Genomic DNA, 22,830 nt, shown 5'->3' on the forward strand with positions numbered 1-22,830 from the left:
TTTTTCTAATTGTGTGGAATAATATTCCAAAATTTGAATCGTCACCCATAATGGTATTATTTTTTTTCAAAAGCAATAAAATGTAAATATGAATGGGTTTGTATGCAAACGATGTTCGATAATTACAAGGAGACAAAATGATATTAAACAAGAACTTAATAAGCAAAGTTGATAACATTGAAACAAAAGAAGATTTATTTAAAGTTATGATTGAACTTATCTCTAATGAGAAAAGAACTACCAACAAAGAAAAGTTACTTGAAGATATATTGAGTCGTGAACTGGAAGGCAGCACTGCGTTTGAGCACGGATTGATGATTCCGCACTCTAGATCCAAGTTTATCAACGAAGTAACTTTGGCCATTGTTGAATTTAATGACTCTGACTTTGATTCATTAGATGCAAAAAAAACTAACTTTGCAGTCGGTATATTTGTACCAGATTCAAAAGCTGACGAACACTTGAATGTGTTGTCAAAAATTTCAACAATATTTAGTAGCGAAGATAAATTAAATAACTTCAAATTAGCTAGTAGCGAAGATAAAGTAAAAATAATTAATGATAGTATTAATGCTGTATTTATTAATGAAAGCAGTGATGAAGATTATGACATAGTTGGTATTACTGCATGTGCTGCAGGTATTGCCCATACGTACATGGCAAGAGATGCATTATATGAAGCTGCACATCAAATGGGATATAAAATAAAAATTGAAACTAGGGGTGCAATTACAGAAAACGTACTTACAGAAAAGGAAATTCAAAATGCTAAATGTGTTGTAATTGCAGCTGATTTAACAATTTCCAAAACACCTTTTTCTGGAAAAAAATTATATGAAACTGGTACAAGACCTGCAATAAAGAATGCTAAACAGGTTATTGAAAATGCATTTGCAGCCGAAGTAGATTATGGTAAAGGTCAAAAATTGGGGAAACTTAGAATAGGTAATACTGATAAATCAAAAGGAAATATTCTTGGGAAATCAGTAATGTCAGCACTGAGCTTCATGATACCAATAACAATTGTTGGTGGTATATTGATGGCGATACCAAACGCAATGGCAGCTGGTGGTAATATTGAGGGTGGTACCTGAGCTTTTCCAAATGCATTTGTAGAAGCATTGTGAAACTTTGGGCACATTGGACTAATAATGATGGTTCCAATGCTATCGATGTTTCTTGCGTTCAAACTAGGTGGTAAACCAGCAATGCCTGCCGCATTGATCGGTGGTTACTTCATAAATGATGGGGCATTGATGTCTAAATTTACTTTAATTGATCTACCTGGTGAATTAAATGGTCAAGTTAGTGCTGGTTTTCTTGGGGGACTGGCAGTTGGGATTATAGTTGGTTATCTTGTTCGTGGAATGAGATACATAAAATGACACCCATTTATTAAACCAGTATCGTCACTAATGGTGGTTCCGCTAGTGACATCATTTCTAACATTCTTAATAGTTGTATATGTTATCGGAAGCCCGATGACATGAATAATGGCAATGCTATTTATGGGTTTAAGTAAGTTAGATGAATTTGGTGGAATTTGAGCAAGTCTTGGTGTCGGGATGTTATTCGCAGCACTAATGGCAATTGACTTAGGCGGACCAATAAATAAAACAACACTAACAGTTGCGACTGTAATATTTACAACAACACTTGCAAATGGTGATCCAAACTTTGTACCACAAACTGCAGTTCAAGCAGCGATATCTGTACCACCATTAGGAATGTGATTATCAACAATGATATTTAGAAAAAAATTCTCACAAACAGAAATTGCAGCAGGGCAGGCAGCTCTACCAATGGGTTTGGTAGGAGTTACAGAAGGTGCTCTTCCATTTGCATTTAAAACACCATTGAAGGCAATTGCGGCAAACATGGCAGGATCTGTTCTTGCTGGTGCACTAGTGTCTTTATTTGGAATAAGTTTCTATGGTGGTTTAGGTTCACCTTTAGGTGCTTACATCGGGTATATGGAAAATAGTTTCTTCGGATTATTATGAATACTATCCGTAGCATCTGGTGCAGTACTTACTGCATTTGTATATGGTTTACTAAGAAATAGAGTACCAGAATATGAAGAAGCAATAAAAGAAGCAAAAGCAAAAAAAATTGCAGCACTTGAACAACAAGGAATTGTTGGAAGCAAAGCAATTAGATCATATAAAGCAAGGCAATTTAGAACAAACTTCAAATCAAGATTTGTTTACATGGTTAATCCAAAAAATTGATTTGAAAAACCAGAAGATAATGGCGAAAACGAAATTTAATATTTAATTAAATATCTTTCGCAATTAAATAATCAGTTCAACCAAGAGTCTCTTTCAAAAACATTTTGTTTTCAAGGAGCTCTTTTTTATTGTCTTTAAAAATTTCAGATTTTAAAAAATTATTAAACATTATAAAACAATTAAGTGGTCCAAGGTAATAGTTGAAATTTAAATTTTCTTGTTTTTGCATCACGTTATTTACATAAAAAACAACATCAAAAATAGAAGCAAGACCTTTTTTAGGACTACTTGTAATTAAGATTTTTTTAACATTTTCAACTTCATCTATTTGTTTTAAAATTTGTTTGAATTTTTTATTTACAAATCTGACTGAATAAAACACAACAACTGAATTGGGTTCAATTTTTTTAATTGTTTCACTATTTGTAAGTTCGATTTTTGGATCAACAAAAGAATAGAATCCAATTAAATCTTCAATCGCTAATTTTGAGTGTCCAAATGCGACACCATATATATTTTTAGATGAATAAAATAATTCCTTGATTTGATTTATTTTTTCTACTTGGTTTTTTATTTTATTGTAGTCATCAATTTGTTGTTGAATGTTTATCGCAAGAAGTTGGTCATCTATACTTGAGGGCTCAAGTACATTTTTTATTATGTTGTCCTTGCTATTTGTTTCTATTGTTAGTTTAGATATGTAATCTTTTATTCCAGATATTTTTAGTTTGTCAAAGTATGTGTAAATAAAACTGATCCCACATCCATATGTCTCGGCAATTTCTTTAACAGTCATGTTAATAAAATTGTCTATATTTTTTATGCTATATTTGTAAAACTCTAATTGTTTTTCTGTAAGTTTGTGTAGGTCTAGAATCATAAGTATCTCCTGGAATATTATTCCAAAAAATTGGTAATAATTCAATACTGAATATCTGCTATTCCAAAAAGTATAAAATATTTTTGAAGAGAAAAAGAATATGGAAAACAAAAATAAATGAAAAATACACGTTGTGCCACACACACATTGGGATAAAGAATGATATTTCACTAAACAAGATAGTGACATTTTACTATTTGATAATATAAAAAAATTACTAACAATGTTAGAAAATGATGAGATCGACACATTCACATATGATGGCCAACTTTCAATAATTGATGACTTCTTAGAATATGAAAAAGATGAAAAAATTAAAGAAAAAATAATAAAGTATACTAAGTCAAAAAGATTTATCGTAGGACCCTGATATACACAACCTGATTTTTACAATGTAACATCGGAATCAATTATTAGAAATTTATTAGTGGGAATCAATGAGTGTAAAAAAATAGGAGCAGATCATCTTGGCGTTGCGTATGTTCCGGACTCATTTGGACACAATTCACAAATGCCACAAATATATAATCAATTTGGATTGAAAAATTTTATATATTGAAGGGGTGTGTCCAAAAACATTTTAGAAAACAATGGGATCATAAATAATTGAGTAGGTGTTGATGGAAGCAAAGTTTTATCTTATAACTTTTTATATGGATATTGACCATTTGGTGCAAACTTTCCATATTTAAAAATGGAAGATGGTGACATAGAACAAATTGCAAAAGACTTCTTGAACAATACAAAAGATTTAGTTTCTGAGTTAAAAAACAAGTCTCCAAATACAAATAGATTATTAGTTCCACTTGGTGGAGATCAAGCGCCAATTATGAAAAGGCTAAAAGAGTTTATTAAATCAATAAATAATAATTCAAACGACGAATGAGTATTGAGTGATTATGACTCTTTCTTTGAAGACCTGAATAAAAACATTGTGTCTGTTCCTGAGATAAATGAAGAACTTAAATCACCATATTTATCAAGAATTCACAAGACAATTGGTTCTCAAAGACAAGATATAAAACTTAAAATGAAAGAGCTAGAAGTTGAATTATACAAAAACTTAGAGCCATTAATGGTAGGGTGATTCATAAACTCAAAACAATATGCAAAAGATTTTATAGACAAAGTTGTTAAAAATATCCTAATATCTCAAGCGCACGATAGTATGGGCGGATGCAACAGTGATAGAACAAATGATGACATTTTAAATAGAATTGAACAGTCATTAGATATCGTAGAATCACTTAAAACTAAGATATTAAAAAACATTGCAAACAACATTAAATTAAAAGAGCAAGAAATCATAATATACAATACAAACTTAACAGAAACTGTATTTAATAAAAAAATTACAATATTCACAAAACAACAAGATTTTAGTCTTTTTGATTCAGAAAGTAAGCAAGTAAATTTCTCGATCCTTGATAAGAGGAAACAATCTGACGGTATGGTCGTTAAAGCTTCGACAAAAGGTGAAGACGTTTCAAATTCTGATGCGTTCTATGAATATGATTTACTGATTACTGATTTAAAAATTCAACCAAGTGATTTTAAAATTATTAGTTTAGTTAAAGAAGAAAATATAATATCTAAATCAAAAAATGATTTTAATTTAGATATTAAAATAAAAGAAAACAAAATTCTAATCGCAGATAAAACAAACAATAAAAAAATTAAATTAAGTTTAGAGGCAGAAGTTGATGCCGGAGATTCATATGACTACTCACCCAAACAAGAAAATAAGGTTTTAATAAATAAACTAGTTTCATCAAAAATTACAGAAATTAAACAAGACAACGCTAAAAGATTTAATATTGAACTTATATATGAAGTACCAAAATCTGAAGTAAGTACTGAAAAATTAAAACAAAGCATTACTTTGGAATTGCTTCAATTTGAAGATTCAACAATTGATGTAAAACTAAATACAAAAAACTTATCTACTGAAATTAGATGAAGACTGATTAGTGAGTCTAACATTGATACAAATGAAAGTTCATTTGATCAATGTTATAGTGCATCTACAAGAATTAATAAGCCATTTAAAAACTGAAAACAAGAAGGTTGAAAAGAAGCACCAGTTAATATTGAATCTTTTGAAAACGTTGTAGGTTTGAAAAACAGCCACTACTTTTATGTAAACGGTTTAAATGAATATGAGATGATTGGTAAAAATACGTTAGCACTAACACTATTTAGAAGTGTCTCAGTTTTAGGAAGAAATAACTTATTGTGAAGACCAGGTAGAGCTAGCGGTACTAGCGAATATAACATCAAAACAGATAAGTCAAAACTTTATAACTATGATTATGAAATTAATTTCATGATCGACCTGAGAGATGGTGTTAACCATTTTGTAAAAGGGCAAGAGTATATCGCGAAACCAATGTACTATCAAAATCAAAATTTGAATAACCTGTACAAAAAATTTGATAGATTCTTCTTGGATTTTGCGGACAAAAATTCAACTATTAAAAATAAAATTAGCATTTCTAACAATGACTTTATTGTGAAAAGTGTTAAAAAATCTGAAAATGGTAACGACGTAATAATCAGAGGTTATAACCCAATAGAAGAAGAGATTAATTTCAATGTTTTGTTAAACGGTGAAAAATCAAAAGTAAAAATTATAAATTTAAAAGAAGAAGTTGTAACTTCTGGTGTTGTAGACATTAAGGTGAAACAAAATCAAATCATCTCAATTTTATTACCAGGAAAATCAGTGTAAGGAGCAAAGATATGAATTTATGTTTTGATCTTGGAGGAACGTCTACTAAAGTTGCATTCTTTAAAAATGAAAAAATTGTCAAAAAAGAAACAATCGAATATAACCAAAGTGGAAATATTGAGTCAAAAGAACTGCTGAAAAAGTTAGTGGAATATATTGAAAGTATTAATGATTTTGAAATGATTGATAATATATGTATTTCCTCATCTGGATTAGTTGATTCCGAAACAGGTAACATTGGTGGACTGTCAGCAATTAAAAACTTAAGCAAAATTAATTTTATAAATGAATTTAAAAAAAGATTTAAAAAACCAGTTTACATTGAAAATGATGGCAAGTGCGCAACATTGGCCGAAATCACACAAGGTAACGGGGTTGGCAGCAAAAACCTTTTCATATTAGTTTTGGGAACTGGAATTGGTGGTGGAATTGTAATTGATGGAAAAATTCATAAAGGATCAAATCTGATTGCAGGTGATGTTGGGTATTTCTTCCAACACAACTATAATGGAAAGTACACAAACTTATCTGAAGTTGCTGGAATGTATTTTTTAACAAATAAGTACGAACAAATATCTAACACTTCAAAAAGTGGTAAAGAAATATATGATTGTTATCTTATAGACAAGGTAGCAAAAGAAATCATTGATAAACAAATTTTAAATCTTGCGAGAGCCATCTTAAATGTGTCTTTTACAATTGACGTGGACAAGGTATTAATTGGAGGAGCAATAAGCGCAAATGAATTGTTCCTTAAATTGTTAAATAAAAAAGTAAGTGAACTTTATGCGGGGTCTGGTATGATTCAAAATTTTAAAATTGATAAGTGTAAATTTTTGAATGATTCAAATTTAATTGGCGCAAATCAATTAGTGAAGAGGGGTAAATAATATGAAGGCATTGTGTATTGATATTGGTGGAACTTCTGCTAAATGCGTACTTTTTGAAAATGATGAAATTACTAATAATTTTGAAGTTGGCACTCTTGATAGAAGCAATGTTTTGAAAAACATTGTTGACGTATGTGTGGTGGAATTAAACAAAATCAACGTTAACTTAACACAACTTGATTTCATTGGAATTGCGGTTCCATGTTTATTAGATATGAAAACTGGGACAGCAATACTAGCTACTAACTTAGGATGAAATAATTATCCAGTTTTAGAAGAGTCAAAAAAACTATTTAATAACAAAAATGTTTTTGTTCTAAATGATGCCAGTGCTGCAACATATGGTGAGTGAAAAATTGGTCTTTCTGGTAACACAACATCAATGGCATTGTTCTCAATTGGAACAGGAATTGGTGGTGGTCTAGTTTACAACAATAAATTAGTTATTGGTGATAACTCAGGACTAGCCTCGGAACCAGGACATGGTGGAGGCTTTCAAACTGAATTTGATTGCCCTTGTGGATTGGAGGGTTGTATTGAACCAATCTCGTCTGCAACAGGAATTGAGCGAGAATTAAATAAAGTTGCAAGTAAATCTAAAGGTGCTTTAGGGGAACTGTTCAAAAAACAAAACACCTTAAAAATAATTGACATTGTTGACTTGTTCAATTCAAATGATAAAGAAGTGATTGGTGTATTTAATGATGCAATTGAGCCTTTAGCAAAATCGATATCAGTAACTATTCACTCATTTGATATAAAAACAATTGTTATCTCTGGAGGTGTATCAAACTTAGGTGAGGGTTTGATCAAAATTTTAAGAAATCAACTATCAAGATTTGTGCTTCCATTATTTCTAAATACACTGGAAACAGAAATATCTGCGTTAACAAACTGGGTCGGAGCTCGTGGTGTATATGAGTATGGAAAAGATAATTTTAAAAAATAACTACAACATAGGCGGTTATGAAGTCGGTATGAATCCCAGTAATCTTAAGATTGAATATATAAAATATAAAGGTGAAAATATAATCTACAATTTGAAAGACAGTTGAAAAGAAGCGTTTCCAATACTTTTCCCAGTATGTGGAAAATTAAATGATGATAAGTACACCTATAACAATGAAGAATATAAGATTAGAATGCATGGATTTTTACATGAATTAAATTGAATATTGGAAGACAAAACTAAAAATTGTATTTCTTTTAAAACTACTTACGATAACAACTCATTTCAAAAGTATCCATTCAAATTTGAAATAATGATTGATATTTTTGAAATTGATGAAACATTAAAAATTAGATCAACAATAAAAAATATTGATAATAAATTGATGTATTACAATTTTGGATATCATCCATCATTTAGTGTTAGTGGTGACTCTGTTATTAAATTTCCAGCACATGAATTATTCAGCGATGGTCTAAATTATAACAGTGGGTTTATGAAAAGTGATTTTAAGTACAACATTAAATTAAAAGAGTTTAAATTAAATGAGCTAAACTTTTCTGAAAAGGGAAATACATATTTGGCGTTTAATTCAAAAATAAGAAGCTTAAATTTAATAAATAAAAAAACAATATTAGAAATATCGTTTGACAATAAAAATGATCCTAATATTTTATTGTGACAAATGGGGAAGAAAAAAGAATATGTTTGCATTGAACCTTGATGAGGATTGCCTGATTATTCGGGTGAAATTATTGATTCAAGTTTAGGAAACAAGCAAGGAATCTTAACTTTAAAACCAAATCAATCTGAAACATTTGATTTATCAATTCAAGTAAAGAGCAAAAAGGAAGAATATGAAAATTAACTTTAATAAAGATTTTTGATTTGGAGCAGCCACTAGCGGACCACAATCAGAGGGTACAAAAAATAAAGCAAATGAAAATGTATTTGATAATTGATTCAACACGAATAAAAAAGATTTTTGAGGCGAAATTGGACCAGATAAAGCTTGCAATACATTTGAAGAATATAAAGAAGATATAAAACTAATGGACGAAATAAAACTAAACAGTTTTAGAACTTCAATCCAATGAACTAGATTAATTAAAAACATTGAAACTTTTGAAGTTGATCAAGAAGCAGTTAAGTTTTATAGAGATTATTTTTTAACATTAAAAAATAACAATATTAAAACAGTAGTTAATTTATATCACTTTGATTTACCTCAAACACTTTTTGAAAAAGGCGGATGAGAAAATAAAGATACTTCAGAAGCATTTTCAAAATATGCCAAAATTTGTTTTGAACAATTTGGAGATGTTGTCGACCATTTTACAACATTTAACGAACCTGTAGCTGCTTCAGAAAATCATTACTTACATGGACACTGATTTCCATTCGTAAAAGATTTTAACCGTTTTATTGATGTGGCTAATAATATGATGATCGCTCATGCAATGTCTGTGGTTGAATTCAAAAAGATATTTAAAGGTGACAACATTAAAAAAATTGGAATAATTTTAAACTTGACACCATCATATCCAAAAGACAAAAGCAAAGAAAATATTGAAGCTGCAAAATTACGTGAATTAATTTTTAATAGATTCTTTTTAGATGTTGTTACAAAAGGTGAATATCCAAAAGAACTAATAAATTTTCTTACAAAAGAAAATGAAATGTTTGAACTAAGCAAAGAAGATAAAACTATTTTAAAAAATGGTATAGTTGACTTCCTTGGAGTTAACTACTATCAACCCTCACGAGTACAGGCTTCAACAAATAAAAGCGCACCACAGCCTTGAAATTGATTTGAGGACTACATTTGAGAAGATAGAAGAATCAATCCTTATAGAGGGTGAGAAATCTTTCCTGAAGCCATTTATGATATTGCAATGACTATAAAAAATGAATATAAAAACATTCCATGATTTATTGCAGAAAATGGAATGGGTGTCGAAGATGAAAAAAGATATATGGATAAAAACCGAAAGATAAATGATACATATAGAATTGATTTCTATAAAGAACATCTTTATTGATTACATAAAGCTATAACTGAAGGGAGTAGTTGTTTTGGATATCATACATGAACATTTATAGATTGTTGATCTTGGGCTAACTCATTTAAAAACAGATATGGGTTTGTAAGTTTAGATTTAAAAACAGGTAAAAAAACAATTAAAGAATCTGGTTATTGAATGAATCAAGTTATAACAAATGGCAATGAAATTGAAATTCAAGACGAATTACTAACACGAATTAGTATTACAAAATAAGATGAAAATCTTATTTTTTTATTTATAAAAATTTTAAGCAATGGCAAACAAATAAAAAAGAATGATTTTTAATTTCATTCTTTTTTTAATTTTATTAATGCATTTTACCTTTTTCGAAAGTTATATGTACAATTGTTGAACCTATAATGCCTGTTTTTTCACCTTTTTCATTTGGAAAGTACTGAAACTTAAGATTAATTTTTTCACCATTTAACATATTGTCTAACATATCTTGTGTAAATAATTGACTAGTTTCTTCAATATAGATTGGTCTACTTGTGTGGTGATCAATTCTATCTTGTGAATAGGGTGTGTCATATAATATATCAGAACCATGTGTTCTCATTATTTGTTCATAAATTCACACGTCTGCTTGCATAATGATTCCTTGAAGGTCATTTGCAGAATATCAGTCATATGAATGATCTTCAAATAATATGAAGTTTGTCAAAATAGAATCATTCAAGTCTAGTGGCGGGAAATTCATGTAATATGTAAAATGCATTTCTCCAATAAGACCTTGTGCTTCTGAAACTTCGTTTGTTTTAATGTTAACCTGCATTCATAATGTGTTTGCACCTATAAGACCAGAACTAGTCTGTTCTTGAGTTACGGGTTTACCATCTTTCATATTTGTTAAAGTTACATCAAACATTTTATCTTCTCAACGAGCACTAATTCCTTTTTCATTTAATATTGATAATACTGCAGAAGCAATGTATGTATCACCTAATGACTTGGGTTCAAATGTCATATACCTCGCTTTATCCATTCCTCTAATACCGTTATTACCAACACTAATATCTTGTCCTTCAACGTCTAAAGATCTAATGTTAATGTTTTTTTCGTTGTTTGTTAAAACAACTGAACTAGTTATTGCAGATACCGAAATAGCTGCAAGACCTAATGAACTTAATAATTTTTTCATTTTTATATCTCATTATGAATATATTTTACCAAAATATTGTGAAATATCTAAAAATATTGGATTATTTTATCTAAAATGTTAAAATAATAGAAAGTTTTATAACTTATAGGAGAACAAAAAAATATGAACACATTATTAGCACTTGTAGCAACAACAACACTTCTTGGCGGAAGTGCTGCAACAACAACACTGAACAGTAACAATAAAAACTTAATAAACTTACAAGAAGATCAAATTTTAGTTGGGTTCTGACACAACTTTGATGATGCCATTGGATACCAAGGGGGGTTAGCAAAATACATTGATTTAACCGAGGTTCCTAGTGAATATACAGTCATAAATGTTTCATTTATGAAATCATATAATTTAGGTGAAATGCCAACATTTATTCCACTTGTGGCCACTCATCCTGAAATGAATCAAGACCAAAAAGATGAATTTTTTGCAAATGAAATTAAACAATTACATGCACAAGGTAAAAAAGTGGTTTTATCATTAGGTGGAGCAGATGCCCACATTTCATTAACCGTTAATCAAAAAGATGAATTTAAAAATGAAATATTAAGATTGGTTGAAAAGTTTGGATTTGATGGAATTGATATTGACCTAGAACAAAGTGCGATTGACGAAGCAGATAACCAAACAGTTATTCCTGAAGCTTTAATTGAAATCAAAGAAACACTTGCACAACAAGGTAGAGAATTTATTATTTCAATGGCCCCAGAGTTCCCATATTTAAAAACAAATAAAGTTGGTACAAGTTACCTACCGTATTTAGAAAAATTAGAAGGTTACTACGATTATGTAAGTCCACAATTCTATAACCAAGCAGGTGATGGGATAAACTTACAAGAAGAAGACAGAGTAGAATTGGGTTTAGATATTTATTGATTGCCTCAAAATGATGCTGAACTAAAAGGAGAATTTTTATACCTAATTGCTAAATATATTGTTGAAGGTGTAGATAACTTTTATCAAATTGATGCAAATAAATTAATATGAGGATTACCTTCAAATGAAGATGCGGCAGCTAACGGACAAGTGAAAACTGGAGATATAAAAAAAGCTACAGAACTACTTGCCGCAAAAGATATCAAATTAAAAGGTTTGATGACATGATCTATAAACTGAGATAAAAATACAAATTATAATTTTATTGAATATTATTTAAAAGAGTTTTATGCTTAATTTAAAAAACCAGTTAATACTGGTTTTTATATTTTAATTGGTTTAGCGTATGTTTTAATGTGAGATATAAACTTAAACCAATAGCAATTTAAGATTAAATTTTTACGCTTTGTTTTTATTGCAAAATTTACAATTAAAGTTAGAAAATTTTCCCATAAAGCTTGCTCGTATATAACAAAATTATTACAAATCATATAAAATATAAGTAGAGTTCATGAAAGGAAAATTATATGAAATCACTATGTATCGATCTAGGAGGAACTACAGCTAAATGTGTAATCTTTGTAAAAGATGAAATTGTTGATAGATTCCAAATTAAAACAGGTAAAAATAAAAATGTATTACAAGAAATAAAAGATGGATCAGAGGTAAAACTAAAAGAACACAATATGACTTTAGAAGAGTTAGATTTTGTTGGGATAGCTATTGCTGGTTTATTAAATATGAACAACGGAGTAGTGCTTATTGCTACAAACTTAGGTTGAAAAAACTACCCACTTTTAGAAGAAGCTAAAAAAATATTTAATAAAGAAAAAGTATTTGTATTAAATGACGCAAGTTCAGCTACTTACGGAGAATGAAGTATTGGTTTAAAAGGTGAATCAAGTTCAATGGCTCTTTATACAATCGGAACTGGAATTGGTGGCGGAATTATTTATAACAACAAATTAGTTGTTGGAGATAATACAGGACTTGCATCAGAACCAGGCCACGGTGGTGGTTTTCAAAATGAAAAACAATGTACTTGTGGAGCTGAAGGATGTGTTGATTTAATATCATCAGCCCGAGGAATTGAAAGAGAAATAAATAGAGTTGCAAAAATTTCTAAAGGACCTTTAAATAAACTTTATTTAGCTGAAGGCGAAAGACATTTAAAAGTAATTGATATTGTTGAATTGTTCAACAATAAAGATAAAGAAATTATTGATATTTTTAATAGTAGACTTGAACCATTGGCAAAATCAATGGCAGTTACTATTCATACACTTGATGTAAAAACAATTGTAATATCTGGTGGTGTATCTAATTTAGGACAACCATTATTAGATATCATTCAAAAACAATTAGAAAGATTTACAATCCCATTATTTTTAGAAAACTTAAAACTTAGAACTTCATCATTAAAAAGTTGAGTTGGAGCTAAAGGTATTTATGAATATGGTAAAGACAACTTTGATAGTGTTGAATAACACAATCAAACTATATTAGAGAAATAACTATATGAGAAATAATAAAAAGTACATTTACAATGCTGGAAGCATGTTTAATGAAGCGCAACAAACAGCAAGAAAAAATGAAGGAAACGAATTAAGAAAAATGTTTCCTTCATTTATAATTGATAACCCAATTGACACAGATGAATTTAAACACGAAAGACCAACTAACAAAAAGATCTTTGAAGTTGATTACAACGGTGTGAGAGACGCTGACTTTGTTATCTTTGAATTAGATAGCAATGATTCCGGAACACATATGGAATTTGGTTTAGCAGTTGAACAAGCTATTAACAATAAAGATAAATACTTATTTGCAATTGTTTCTGACTTTAGGTTTAAATCAGGATCATTCGGAAATGAAATACCTGGATTTGGATTAAACGAAATGTTTTCTGGAGCATTCTTCTATGAACAATTAGTTAAAGGTGAGGTTCCACAAATTATTGTGTGTGATTCTCACAAGTCTGCAAGAGAAGCTATAAAAGCCATTGTTAACAATGATACAAAAGATTATCTAAAACGATTTGATATAAAAAATATTTGAAAATAGGAACCACAGAATTTTAACTGTGGTTTTTTATTATAAAATATTATTGAATAGTAATTTAATGGTTGGTTGGTTGGAAAGGATTAGTATGAATATATTATTAAGTTTATTAAGTGCATCAATGATAATAACTCCATCTGCTGGAGTTGTTATGAGTGCAAATAATATAATAGAAATTAATAATAACAATGAACAAAAAACTGAAACAATAGACATTTCTGAAGCTAGTGGAAGCACTGAAGTATTAAGAAAATTACCTTACTTTGTTTTGGGGCTTAATGATAGTAAGGCAGAATTTCAAGGAGCTGGTGCAACCGCTCTTAGCAAGGCCGGATTAGAAGTTTCGTGATTAGATTTAGAAGTTTTGAGTAGAACTAATGCAATCACTGGAGAACCCCTAACTGCAGATGATACATATGGAAAAAATGGTGCTGGTAAAATTTGAGTAGATACAGTCTTTGTACCAAATGAAACAGGTGTTGAAAAAGGTCTATATGGTGAATTGAGAATGTTTGTAGTACTTGATTTTCAGACATTAGATTTTAGTACTGAACCAGGTTTACAAAATTATGTGATGCCACCTAGAGCAATGTATAGATGACCTAATTCAAATATTGAGGTCATCAAATTACAATTAAAAACTTGATTCTATGAGGAATTTAGAAATTCTGAAATCGGTAGAACTACACCACTTATTTTTGGGCCGAGTGTTTTAGATACTAATTCAAAACTTTATATCCCAGGGACAATGACTGAATTTACACAAGATAATATTGACGAAATGCAAAAACTTGAATCTGTAAAATTATCAATAATAATAAGTGCAAGTGATTATGGTGAGAAAATGGGTTTATTTAATTCAACAATGATTAGTTTTACATATATAAAAGACAATGCTTAAATAATTAAATGCAAAAAGACGAATAAAATCGTCTTTTTGCTTGTTGAGAAGCTGACTATAAAAGGGGTTTTTAAATTCTGAATTAAAGAAAACAATGTTTGTTCGAGTTAAAGATATTAAAGGAACATTGTTATTATCTGGTGTAACGGAATATAAAATAGTTAATGATCCAAATTCAAAAGTTAAACCAAATCCCTATCCATGACCAGGAAAACCTGAACCGGTGAAGCTGATATTGTGTGTAGGGCAATTAGTAAAAAAAATTCAAAACAAATGGATCAATATATATAATTAAATTAAATTGTTATTTGTTAGTAAACATTAATACTTTTACCAAAATATTAAAAATGAATAAGGATGATAGCGTTTTTTTACAAGGAAAAGGTGGAGTAAGTGAATTTTATAAAGAGTCAACCAATAATTTCACTTAGGTGTTCAATTGCTGGTTTTATCCAAAACAATAATGAACATATTAAGTCAATAACAAAGTCCGACTTTATATTCAATGTTCAGGGCATTTCCAAAATTAAATTTATTAATAGTGATGATTTTTTATTTATAAATTGATTTTCTAGAGAAATTTTTGATTCGAGCATGCGTCAAGTGGATAAAATTGAAATCCCCCCAAAGTTAGCCATTGAACTTTCCATGATCAAAGCGTATATAAGCTTGTTTTTTAAAAATAGTATAAAAATTGAAATAGTGAAAACGGAAAGTCCTGACTTTTTACTAAAAAAAGATAATATGGTTATAAAAAAAATTGAATGCACTAGATTTGGTAAGGCGACTTTCATGGCATTAAACCAAATAGAAACTCATACAGTTAATTCGGAGTTATATTTAGATAAACTTGAAAAGCTATCGTTGGACAAAAGTAAAAATATTAAATTAACAAAAACAACAATAGAAGTAAAGGAGCCACAACAAATCTCACGTAGTATTAAATTTGACGATCTCAAAAATTTAATAAGTCAGATAAACAAAAAGCTCAGACTAAACATTTGAGGTGAAGATAGCCAAATAGAAAGAATGCTATTTGTCAACATTGAACATTACTACATGGATAATACAATATTTTGAAAAAACTTAGTTGTTGATTATGTTAAAAGTTATGGTTCAAAGTATAAAGACAAATTTAGAAGACCTGTTGATTATGTTCTTGATAATTTAATAAACCCTTTATCAATTGAAGTTGCTTTTTTATTCCTTGAACTAAAACCTAAAGATGATGTAGGGTTTCTTGTTGATAAATGTATTAATTTTAAGAAAATAAAAAATAATAAAGAATTCATTATAGAAGAGGTTGGTATTTTTTCTGCGAACTACAGACCACATATGGATGCTAGTCTTAAAAAGATAATAAATAAAAATAAAAAATAATAAAGAACAAATTATTATATTTAATTTTTAGTGAGATGAAGAGTTTAATAAAGCACTATTTTTTTATAGTTTACTAAAAACCACCCAAACAATTGTTGTTGCTAATAATAATACAACTGAGGTAATTCAAAATGGAAGGGCGATATATATGGACACAAGACCAAATAATATTGATCCTACAATAAAAAATAATATTGATATTAAAAACATCAATATTATTGTGTTGCGTTTTCAAGGTTTGAATTCACTTAACATTAGTTAATTACTTTCCTTAAAACGTTATTGTTAATTTCTAATTGTTTTTTAGCTTCTTCTACATTTAAGTTCTTAGATAACATTACAATTGCAAGTTTACAATCTCAACTTGATTGTTCTAAGGTTGTTCTTATTTTTTGTTCATCTTCAACGTTTGTTATTTCTCGTACAATACCAATTGTACGAGAAACTAATTTTTCATTTGTGGCTTTTAAATCAACCATTAAGTTGTCGTATACTTTTCCTAACTTAATCATTAGAGTGGTTGAAATCATATTTACAACCATTTTAGTAGCGGTACCTGACTTCATACGTGTTGAACCAGTTACGACTTCTGGTCCAGAAACTATTTCAATTGCATGTTCTGTGTGTTGTTTAAATTCGGAATTAGAAGTCATACTTAGTCCAATTGCAAGAGCACCAATTGCTTTTGCGTATTTGATTGCAGAAATACAATAAGGTGTTCTTCCTGATGCTCCAATTGCGATTACAGAGTCATTTTTGTTAAAGTTAAAGCTCTTTAAATCATCAATTACTAATTGTTCATTATCTTCAGCGCCTTCAATAGGTAATCTTAGTGCTTTATCGCCACCAGCCATGATACCAAAGATTTTATCTCCAACACCATATGTTGGAAGCATTTCTGAAGCATCGAGTACTCCAATTCTTCCTGATGATCCAGCACCAACATAAAATAGGCGGCCATTAGTCTTAAGTGATTTTTCAAATATTAAATCAATAATATTTGCAATTACATTAATTTCTTTTTCTATAGCAATAGCTATTTTTTTATCTTCATTATTGATTGTTTTTAAAACTTCAACTGTACTTTTAAGATCAAGACCTTTTGAGTTTGAGTTTCTTTTTTCTGTATCAATATTTTTTAAGTTAATATTTTTCATTTTTCATTTTTCAAAAAGCTATTCAACTTTTTGTCCTTTCAATTCTTGTTTTTGTTGAGTTGATAATTTGTTATATCAAACAATTCATGGAACAAATAGTCCGATGATTGTTATAAAAGATAGTGTTCAACAAATTTTTAAACCAATATTAATATCTGATTTATAAATTTGTTTTGTTTTTGTTACACCATTAGTTGATATTTTTGAATAAGCAAAGATAACAAATGCTGCACCTAATACATAAGTTATTACTAATGCTGCTAAATATACGAATACTCCAACCAATACGTTTCCATCAGCTGTTGTCATCATAATTGTGGCAACTAAACCACCAGGTCCAGTAGGGGCGTTCATACCTAATTGAACACCACCTCAGAAACTAACAGCCCCAATAAAGAAACCTCCAAAGAAAGATGCTATACATGAAACAACAAACGGTTTAATTCTTGGTAAAGTTACACCATATATTAATGGTTCACCAATTCCTAAGAAACCAGGGATAATAGCACCCGAAATTTGTTTTCTTAGCAATGATCCTTTTTCAGACATCATATATAAACCAATTGCTACACCAACTTGCGCAGCTCCACCCATAGCAAGTATTGGGAATAATCCGTTAACACCTGTATTTTCAATTAATGCAAAGTATATTGGTAAGAATCCTTGATGAACCCCAAATACGACCGCAAATAAGAATATACCAGCCAATACTGATGCTCCAAATGGATTTGTATATAAGTTGTTAAACAATCATGTAATTCCTGTGAACATATATCCAGCTAATGGAATTATTAAAAATAAGTTAACCATTAACATTGTGAATATAACAAACACAGGAGTTAATATTGTATCTAATGCACCTGGCATTATTTTTCTAAATTGTTTTTCAATAGCAATTGTAATTCCAACTGCCATCATAGCTCCAATTAATCCAGCATGGGGAGCACCAATACCAGCAATTCCGGATGTCCCATAGGTTACAAACCCAACAGATAATCAATTAGATTCAATATTAGAAATGTGTATTCCTAAAAAGTTATAACCGTCAACACCTTGTTGAATGAATAATCCAGCCATTGCAGCTCCTGCAAATGGTGTATATATTGCTGCAATTGTTGCAGCAATTCCGGGATTACTTCCTCATTCTTCCGCCATTCTTCAACCAACAGCAATGATAAACACATTTGTTAGAAGGGTTAACATTATTCCTAAAACATTATTTCATGTTTATAGTGTTTCGTGACCTGTAAAATCACCCCCAACAGTCGAAGACAAAATTCCTGCAATTCCTGTTAGCAATCCTGCTCCAATAAAATCTGGAATTAAAGGGGTAAAGACTTTTGATATTTTTGCTAAGAAACTTTGTAATCCACCAGTTCCACGAAGTTGTTTTTTAGTTTCAATTGCAACTTCGGCAGCAGACTTATCTGAGCCTATATCTAAATTCTCATTAATCTGTCCTGAACTTTGAATTGTAACTATTTTTGCAAATTCTGTTGCAACTTTATTTACAAATCCTGGTCCAAGAACTATTTGATATTCGTCACCAGCAACTATCAATCCTAAAACTCCATCAATCTTTTTAAGATCATCTTTGTCAAAGCTTGGGTTTGCTTTTACACGTAAACGAGTCATACAATTTGTGTAAGAAATAATATTTTCTTCACCAATTACTTGTTTAATTTGTAATGCGACATCTTTTGGTTTTGCCATAAGTATTCTCCTATATGTTTATTTTGTATTATAAAAACAGCAACACAATGCAATGGAGTGTCATAAAAAATAGTTCCATAATTTGGAACTAGTTCTAATAAATATTATTTTTAAGAATTGAATTATATTTTTTAATATCACTTGAATAAATTAAGATGGTTAGCTTAAATACAATATAGAACATAGAAGTTCTTGATTTTAATGCCATAATTTTTACTACTGAATCAGAGCTATCTGTATACAGTTGTATATCACTTAATTTAGAAAGTGAGTTCTCACTTTTTCTTGTAATTGATGCAATGGTAATATTTCTTTCTTTTGCAGCTTTTGCTATCTTTAGGGTTTCTTTGGTTTCTCCAGAATAACTTAATACAATTAAAAGATCATTTTCTTTAGCGTTCATTATTTTTACATACATAAGATGAGTATCGGTTGTAAAAGTCGTTTTAAAACCAAAGCGCTCTAAACGGGTTTGGAGTTCATATGCTACAGAGTTGTTACCACCAATTGCATGAATATAAATTGTGTTTGCAGTTTTGATTTTTTTAATTAAATCTAAGTATGTTTTTTCTTCATTCAAAGAAGAGGTTATTTGAATTGGTTTAAACATTATTTCATCTTCTATTTCTTCTTTAGAAATAGTGTTATCAAATGATTGGTCTTCGTTTAAAAGAATATATTTAAATTCCTTAAAACCATCAAAACCATGAGTTGTAAAATAACGAGTAATACCCGATTTAGAAATAAAACTTTCTTTTGCAATTTCATTAATGTCCAAACTAAGGTGCTCAGATAATCTTTTGTAAATTGTTTGCAATAATATCTCGTTTTCTTTGTTTTCAATTAAAAATTGATAAGCTGATTTTTTCATTTTGTACCTATAAATTAATTTAACCATAAAGTGAAAATTATATACGTCATTATCCGTTTTATTTGACTTAACTGGGAATTTGTGATAAATTATTTATGTCTAACAAAGACGCCATAAATCAGAATTATGTATCAGTGCGATTACAATAAAATAATTCTTTGGTAAGTACAAAAATTGTCACGATACTTTGTGTATTTCTTTTACTTATTAATTTATGGAACAAATATTTATTTGTTCTATTTTTTTGTTAAACAAAAAAAAAAAAAAACTCAAGAGGAAAAAAATATGAGAAAAGAAAAATTTTCTTTCAATGTGAAAGAATTTAAAAAAATGAAAGAACCAAATGATAGTGGTTCAAATTTAACAAGATATATTATGTATATAGAATTAAAATCCCTATTAAATAATGAAAAAAACATACTTGAATGAATGGAAACAAATCCAAGATTTCAAAATACAAATACAAGTGTAGGTAAAGCGATTGAACACAGTTTGGAAGATGACCCCACATCATTCCACTTATACAATAAAGGAATCCTATTTGCAGCGGATGATGTCGTTTTTAACAATATTGAAAATAAAGTTGAAATAACTTTTAAAAATGAAAAAATTAATGGAAATATAGATGGTGGTCATACTTTGTATATTATTTTAGAAAAACTAAAAGATAATCCAGATTTGGAAGGTTATGTATTTGTTGAAATTTTTACAGGTGATAGACTAGAAGAATTTATTATTGATTTATCAGAGTCTAGAAACCTATCAATGAAAGTTACGATGGAGTCTTTAATTGAACAAAGAGACGAGTATGATGGATTTAAAAATTTAATTACAAAAGAAGCGTGGAGCGATTTTGTATATTATCAAATGTTTGAAAACAAAAAATTTCCAAATAAAACAATAAATATCAGAGATATCATTGCGGTTACTAATGTGTTTAATTTAAGCCTTTTTCAAATTGGGACATTTCCGATACATTCGTATAGCGGGAAAGGGGTATCGCAAACAAAATTTTTTAATAAATATTCGGATGAAGGCGATTCTAAAAAAATTCAAGAGGCACCATTAATATATTCAAATATATTTCCAAAAATATTTGAATTGTATGAAGAAATTGAAAAAACACTTTATTCAAATATTGATATCAATCAAAAAAAATGAGCAATTTCTGTAGGAAAAGCTGAAGCAAAAAAAGTTGTGAACTATACAACGTTCACTAAAACTAAGTTAAAAAATAATTTAATTGTTCATAAAGGAATTTTATTTCCAATACTGTCTAGTTTTAGATCTTTGATTGATTACAATACCGAAGGCTCTAAATTTATTTGAAAAAATGAGGTTGATCCAATAGAAATTTTTAAAAAAGTTAAATCAGAGTTATTGAATATAATTGTCGATTCCGATAAGCGATCTCCGGAAACAATTGGAAAAGACAAGACGCTGTGAAGAGTTCTTGAGAAAGAAGTAAAACTACATATGCTTGAAACAAATAGTTAATTTATAAACTAATGTGTTTTTTGTTTTGATGTGTAGCAAATGTTCAGGATAAATAAAATAGACGAATAAAATCGTCTTTTTTTTTTTTTTTTGCAAATCGCTCGTCTTAGATGTGAGTTTGATTTTTAACAAAAAATACATTTACAATGCTGGAAGCATGTTTAATGAAGCACAACAAGCAGCAAGAAAAAATGAAGGAAACGAATTGAGAAAAATGTTTCCTTCATTTATAGTTGACAATCCAATTGACACAGATGAATTTAAACACGAAAGACCAACTAACAAAAAGATCTTTGAAGTTGATTACAACGGTGTGAGAGACGCTGACTTTGTTATCTTTGAATTAGATAGCAATGATTCAGGTACTCATATGGAATTTGGTTTAGCAGTTGAACAAGCTATTAACAATAAAGATAAATACTTATTTGCAATTGTGTCTGACTTTAGATTTAAATCAGGATCATTTGGAAATGAAATACCTGGATTTGGATTAAACGAAATGTTTTCTGGAGCATTCTTCTATGAACAATTAGTTAAAGGCGAAGTCCCACAAATTATTGTGTGTGATTCACACAAGTCAGCAAGAGAAGCTATAAAAGCCATTGTTAACAATGATACAAAAGATTATCTAAAACAATTTGATATCAAAAATATTTGAAAATAAGAAAACAACTTTTAAGTTGTTTTTTTTGTTTGGCTGAATAAATTAACTACAATTTCATTAAATAGGAGTGATAAATATGGAAAGCAATCAATTAACAATAGTTCCAGTATTGTTTATATTGTGAATAATTATGTGTATCAGCGTATATAGATTAATGCGTAACCTAGGAGCGCTAAGTAGGATAAATAAAAATTAAATAAAAAATATGAAGATGTTAAGTATAAATATGAAGATACAACTAAAAAATGCAAAACTTAAATTTAAATGAAAATATTAATATTGCAATGAATATTGAAATGATATTTTTCCCCGCACTATCGACATTATTTGTTCTTCTTTCTTATAATTTCAGTGATGTAATTGTTGCGATATCAATTAGATTTTCAATTATGATATTTTTAATAGAATTGTCAAAAGAAAATACTAAAATTTCTTATAATAATATAAAAAATATTAAAATAGATGGTGGATATATTGTGATTCTTACCGATGATCACTTGTCATTATTGGTGAATAAAAAGACGGAAATTGAAAATGTGTTAGAACAAGTTGGCAATCACTTGAATATATCTAATGAATATTTTAGGGTCTTAAAAGATATCGAAAGATCATTGGAATTTTATGATAAATTTCTTTTTTGAAATATGACTAAAGAAATTTAGTAATTGTAATACTTTACTCTTTATCGTTAGTTACAACTCTGATCTTTGAAGTTGATTATAACTGTGTAAGAGATGGTGCCTTTGTTATCTCTGAATTAGATAGCAATGATTCAGAGCTGTATATGAAATTTGGGTTAGTGGTTGA

The 22,830-nt window shown here is 29.1% G+C and carries 21 protein-coding genes; 15 read left to right on the plus strand and 6 right to left on the minus strand.

The window, feature by feature from the left end; translation table 4 throughout:
* Positions 1–137: 137 nt before the first annotated feature.
* A complete protein-coding gene (locus AACL07_RS01095) occupies positions 138–2,270 on the plus strand; it encodes a fructose-specific PTS transporter subunit EIIC (protein ID WP_338983889.1) in 2,133 nt (710 codons plus the stop codon).
* 7 nt (positions 2,271–2,277) lie between these two features.
* On the opposite strand, the gene AACL07_RS01100 is transcribed toward AACL07_RS01095, so the two are convergent.
* On the minus strand, positions 2,278–3,111 hold the full coding sequence (locus AACL07_RS01100; protein ID WP_338983891.1) for a hypothetical protein: 834 nt from the start codon (positions 3,109–3,111) through the stop codon (positions 2,278–2,280).
* Positions 3,112–3,211: 100 nt separating this feature from the next.
* Here AACL07_RS01100 and AACL07_RS01105 point away from each other — a divergent pair, with 100 nt between their 5' ends.
* From AACL07_RS01105 to AACL07_RS01125, 5 genes are read left to right on the plus strand one after another with little or no spacing between them, the layout of a single operon-like run.
* Entirely contained in the window at positions 3,212–5,842 is a 2,631-nt protein-coding gene (locus AACL07_RS01105) for a glycosyl hydrolase-related protein (protein ID WP_338983892.1), read from the plus strand.
* A gap of 11 nt (positions 5,843–5,853) precedes the next feature.
* The gene (locus AACL07_RS01110; RefSeq protein WP_338983894.1) at positions 5,854–6,732 is read left to right on the plus strand and encodes an ROK family protein; all 879 of its coding nucleotides are present in this window, start codon (positions 5,854–5,856) and stop codon (positions 6,730–6,732) included.
* 1 nt (position 6,733) lies between these two features.
* A complete protein-coding gene (locus AACL07_RS01115) occupies positions 6,734–7,681 on the plus strand; it encodes an ROK family protein (RefSeq protein ID WP_338983896.1) in 948 nt (315 codons plus the stop codon).
* Positions 7,656–8,549 (plus strand): hypothetical protein, encoded by an 894-nt coding sequence (locus tag AACL07_RS01120; protein ID WP_338983898.1) that lies wholly within the window; start codon positions 7,656–7,658, stop codon positions 8,547–8,549. The genes AACL07_RS01115 and AACL07_RS01120 overlap by 26 nt, the downstream gene beginning before the upstream one ends.
* Positions 8,539–9,960, plus strand: a complete 1,422-nt coding sequence (locus tag AACL07_RS01125) for a glycoside hydrolase family 1 protein (RefSeq protein ID WP_338983900.1) — start codon at positions 8,539–8,541, stop codon at positions 9,958–9,960. The genes AACL07_RS01120 and AACL07_RS01125 overlap by 11 nt, the downstream gene beginning before the upstream one ends.
* Positions 9,961–10,054: 94 nt before the next feature.
* On the opposite strand, the gene AACL07_RS01130 is transcribed toward AACL07_RS01125, so the two are convergent.
* Complete coding sequence (locus AACL07_RS01130) at positions 10,055–10,888, minus strand: hypothetical protein (protein WP_338983902.1); 834 nt, start codon at positions 10,886–10,888, stop codon at positions 10,055–10,057.
* A 123-nt stretch (positions 10,889–11,011) separates the two neighbouring features.
* Here AACL07_RS01130 and AACL07_RS01135 point away from each other — a divergent pair, with 123 nt between their 5' ends.
* From AACL07_RS01135 to AACL07_RS01160, 6 genes are all read left to right on the plus strand, one after another.
* Entirely contained in the window at positions 11,012–12,076 is a 1,065-nt protein-coding gene (locus tag AACL07_RS01135) for a glycosyl hydrolase family 18 protein (RefSeq protein WP_338983904.1), read from the plus strand.
* Between the two features lie 230 nt (positions 12,077–12,306).
* Positions 12,307–13,266, plus strand: a complete 960-nt coding sequence (locus AACL07_RS01140) for an ROK family protein (protein ID WP_338983906.1) — start codon at positions 12,307–12,309, stop codon at positions 13,264–13,266.
* Positions 13,267–13,297: 31 nt separating this feature from the next.
* The gene (locus tag AACL07_RS01145) at positions 13,298–13,843 is read left to right on the plus strand and encodes a nucleoside 2-deoxyribosyltransferase (protein ID WP_338983908.1); all 546 of its coding nucleotides are present in this window, start codon (positions 13,298–13,300) and stop codon (positions 13,841–13,843) included.
* A gap of 85 nt (positions 13,844–13,928) precedes the next feature.
* Positions 13,929–14,741, plus strand: coding sequence for a hypothetical protein (locus tag AACL07_RS01150; protein WP_338983910.1), 813 nt, complete (start codon positions 13,929–13,931; stop codon positions 14,739–14,741).
* A gap of 94 nt (positions 14,742–14,835) precedes the next feature.
* Positions 14,836–15,036, plus strand: coding sequence for a hypothetical protein (locus AACL07_RS01155; protein WP_338983912.1), 201 nt, complete (start codon positions 14,836–14,838; stop codon positions 15,034–15,036).
* Positions 15,037–15,485: 449 nt separating this feature from the next.
* On the plus strand, positions 15,486–16,121 hold the full coding sequence (locus AACL07_RS01160; RefSeq protein WP_338983914.1) for a hypothetical protein: 636 nt from the start codon (positions 15,486–15,488) through the stop codon (positions 16,119–16,121).
* Positions 16,122–16,375: 254 nt separating this feature from the next.
* Here AACL07_RS01160 and murQ read toward each other — a convergent pair whose 3' ends face one another.
* The 4 genes from murQ to AACL07_RS01180 all read right to left on the minus strand — a co-directional run bounded on the left by murQ (position 16,376) and on the right by AACL07_RS01180 (position 19,862).
* Complete coding sequence (gene murQ, locus AACL07_RS01165; RefSeq protein ID WP_338983916.1) at positions 16,376–17,278, minus strand: N-acetylmuramic acid 6-phosphate etherase; 903 nt, start codon at positions 17,276–17,278, stop codon at positions 16,376–16,378.
* Positions 17,279–17,296: 18 nt separating this feature from the next.
* Entirely contained in the window at positions 17,297–18,481 is a 1,185-nt protein-coding gene (locus tag AACL07_RS01170) for a PTS transporter subunit EIIC (protein WP_338983918.1), read from the minus strand.
* Positions 18,482–18,505: 24 nt separating this feature from the next.
* The gene (locus AACL07_RS01175; protein WP_338983919.1) at positions 18,506–18,991 is read right to left on the minus strand and encodes a PTS transporter subunit EIIB; all 486 of its coding nucleotides are present in this window, start codon (positions 18,989–18,991) and stop codon (positions 18,506–18,508) included.
* 94 nt (positions 18,992–19,085) lie between these two features.
* Complete coding sequence (locus tag AACL07_RS01180; protein WP_338983920.1) at positions 19,086–19,862, minus strand: MurR/RpiR family transcriptional regulator; 777 nt, start codon at positions 19,860–19,862, stop codon at positions 19,086–19,088.
* A 285-nt stretch (positions 19,863–20,147) separates the two neighbouring features.
* Between AACL07_RS01180 and AACL07_RS01185 the strand changes: the two genes are divergently transcribed.
* The 3 genes from AACL07_RS01185 to AACL07_RS01195 all read left to right on the plus strand — a co-directional run bounded on the left by AACL07_RS01185 (position 20,148) and on the right by AACL07_RS01195 (position 22,685).
* Positions 20,148–21,359, plus strand: coding sequence for an AIPR family protein (locus AACL07_RS01185; RefSeq protein WP_338983921.1), 1,212 nt, complete (start codon positions 20,148–20,150; stop codon positions 21,357–21,359).
* Between the two features lie 112 nt (positions 21,360–21,471).
* Complete coding sequence (locus AACL07_RS01190) at positions 21,472–22,023, plus strand: nucleoside 2-deoxyribosyltransferase (RefSeq protein WP_338983922.1); 552 nt, start codon at positions 21,472–21,474, stop codon at positions 22,021–22,023.
* A 245-nt stretch (positions 22,024–22,268) separates the two neighbouring features.
* Positions 22,269–22,685 (plus strand): hypothetical protein, encoded by a 417-nt coding sequence (locus tag AACL07_RS01195; protein WP_338983924.1) that lies wholly within the window; start codon positions 22,269–22,271, stop codon positions 22,683–22,685.
* The last annotated feature ends 145 nt before the right edge of the window (positions 22,686–22,830 follow it).

It is taken from the genome of Spiroplasma endosymbiont of Othius punctulatus, from assembly GCF_964019505.1.
Taxonomy (GTDB): domain Bacteria; phylum Bacillota_I; class Bacilli_A; order Mycoplasmatales; family Mycoplasmataceae; genus TIUS-1.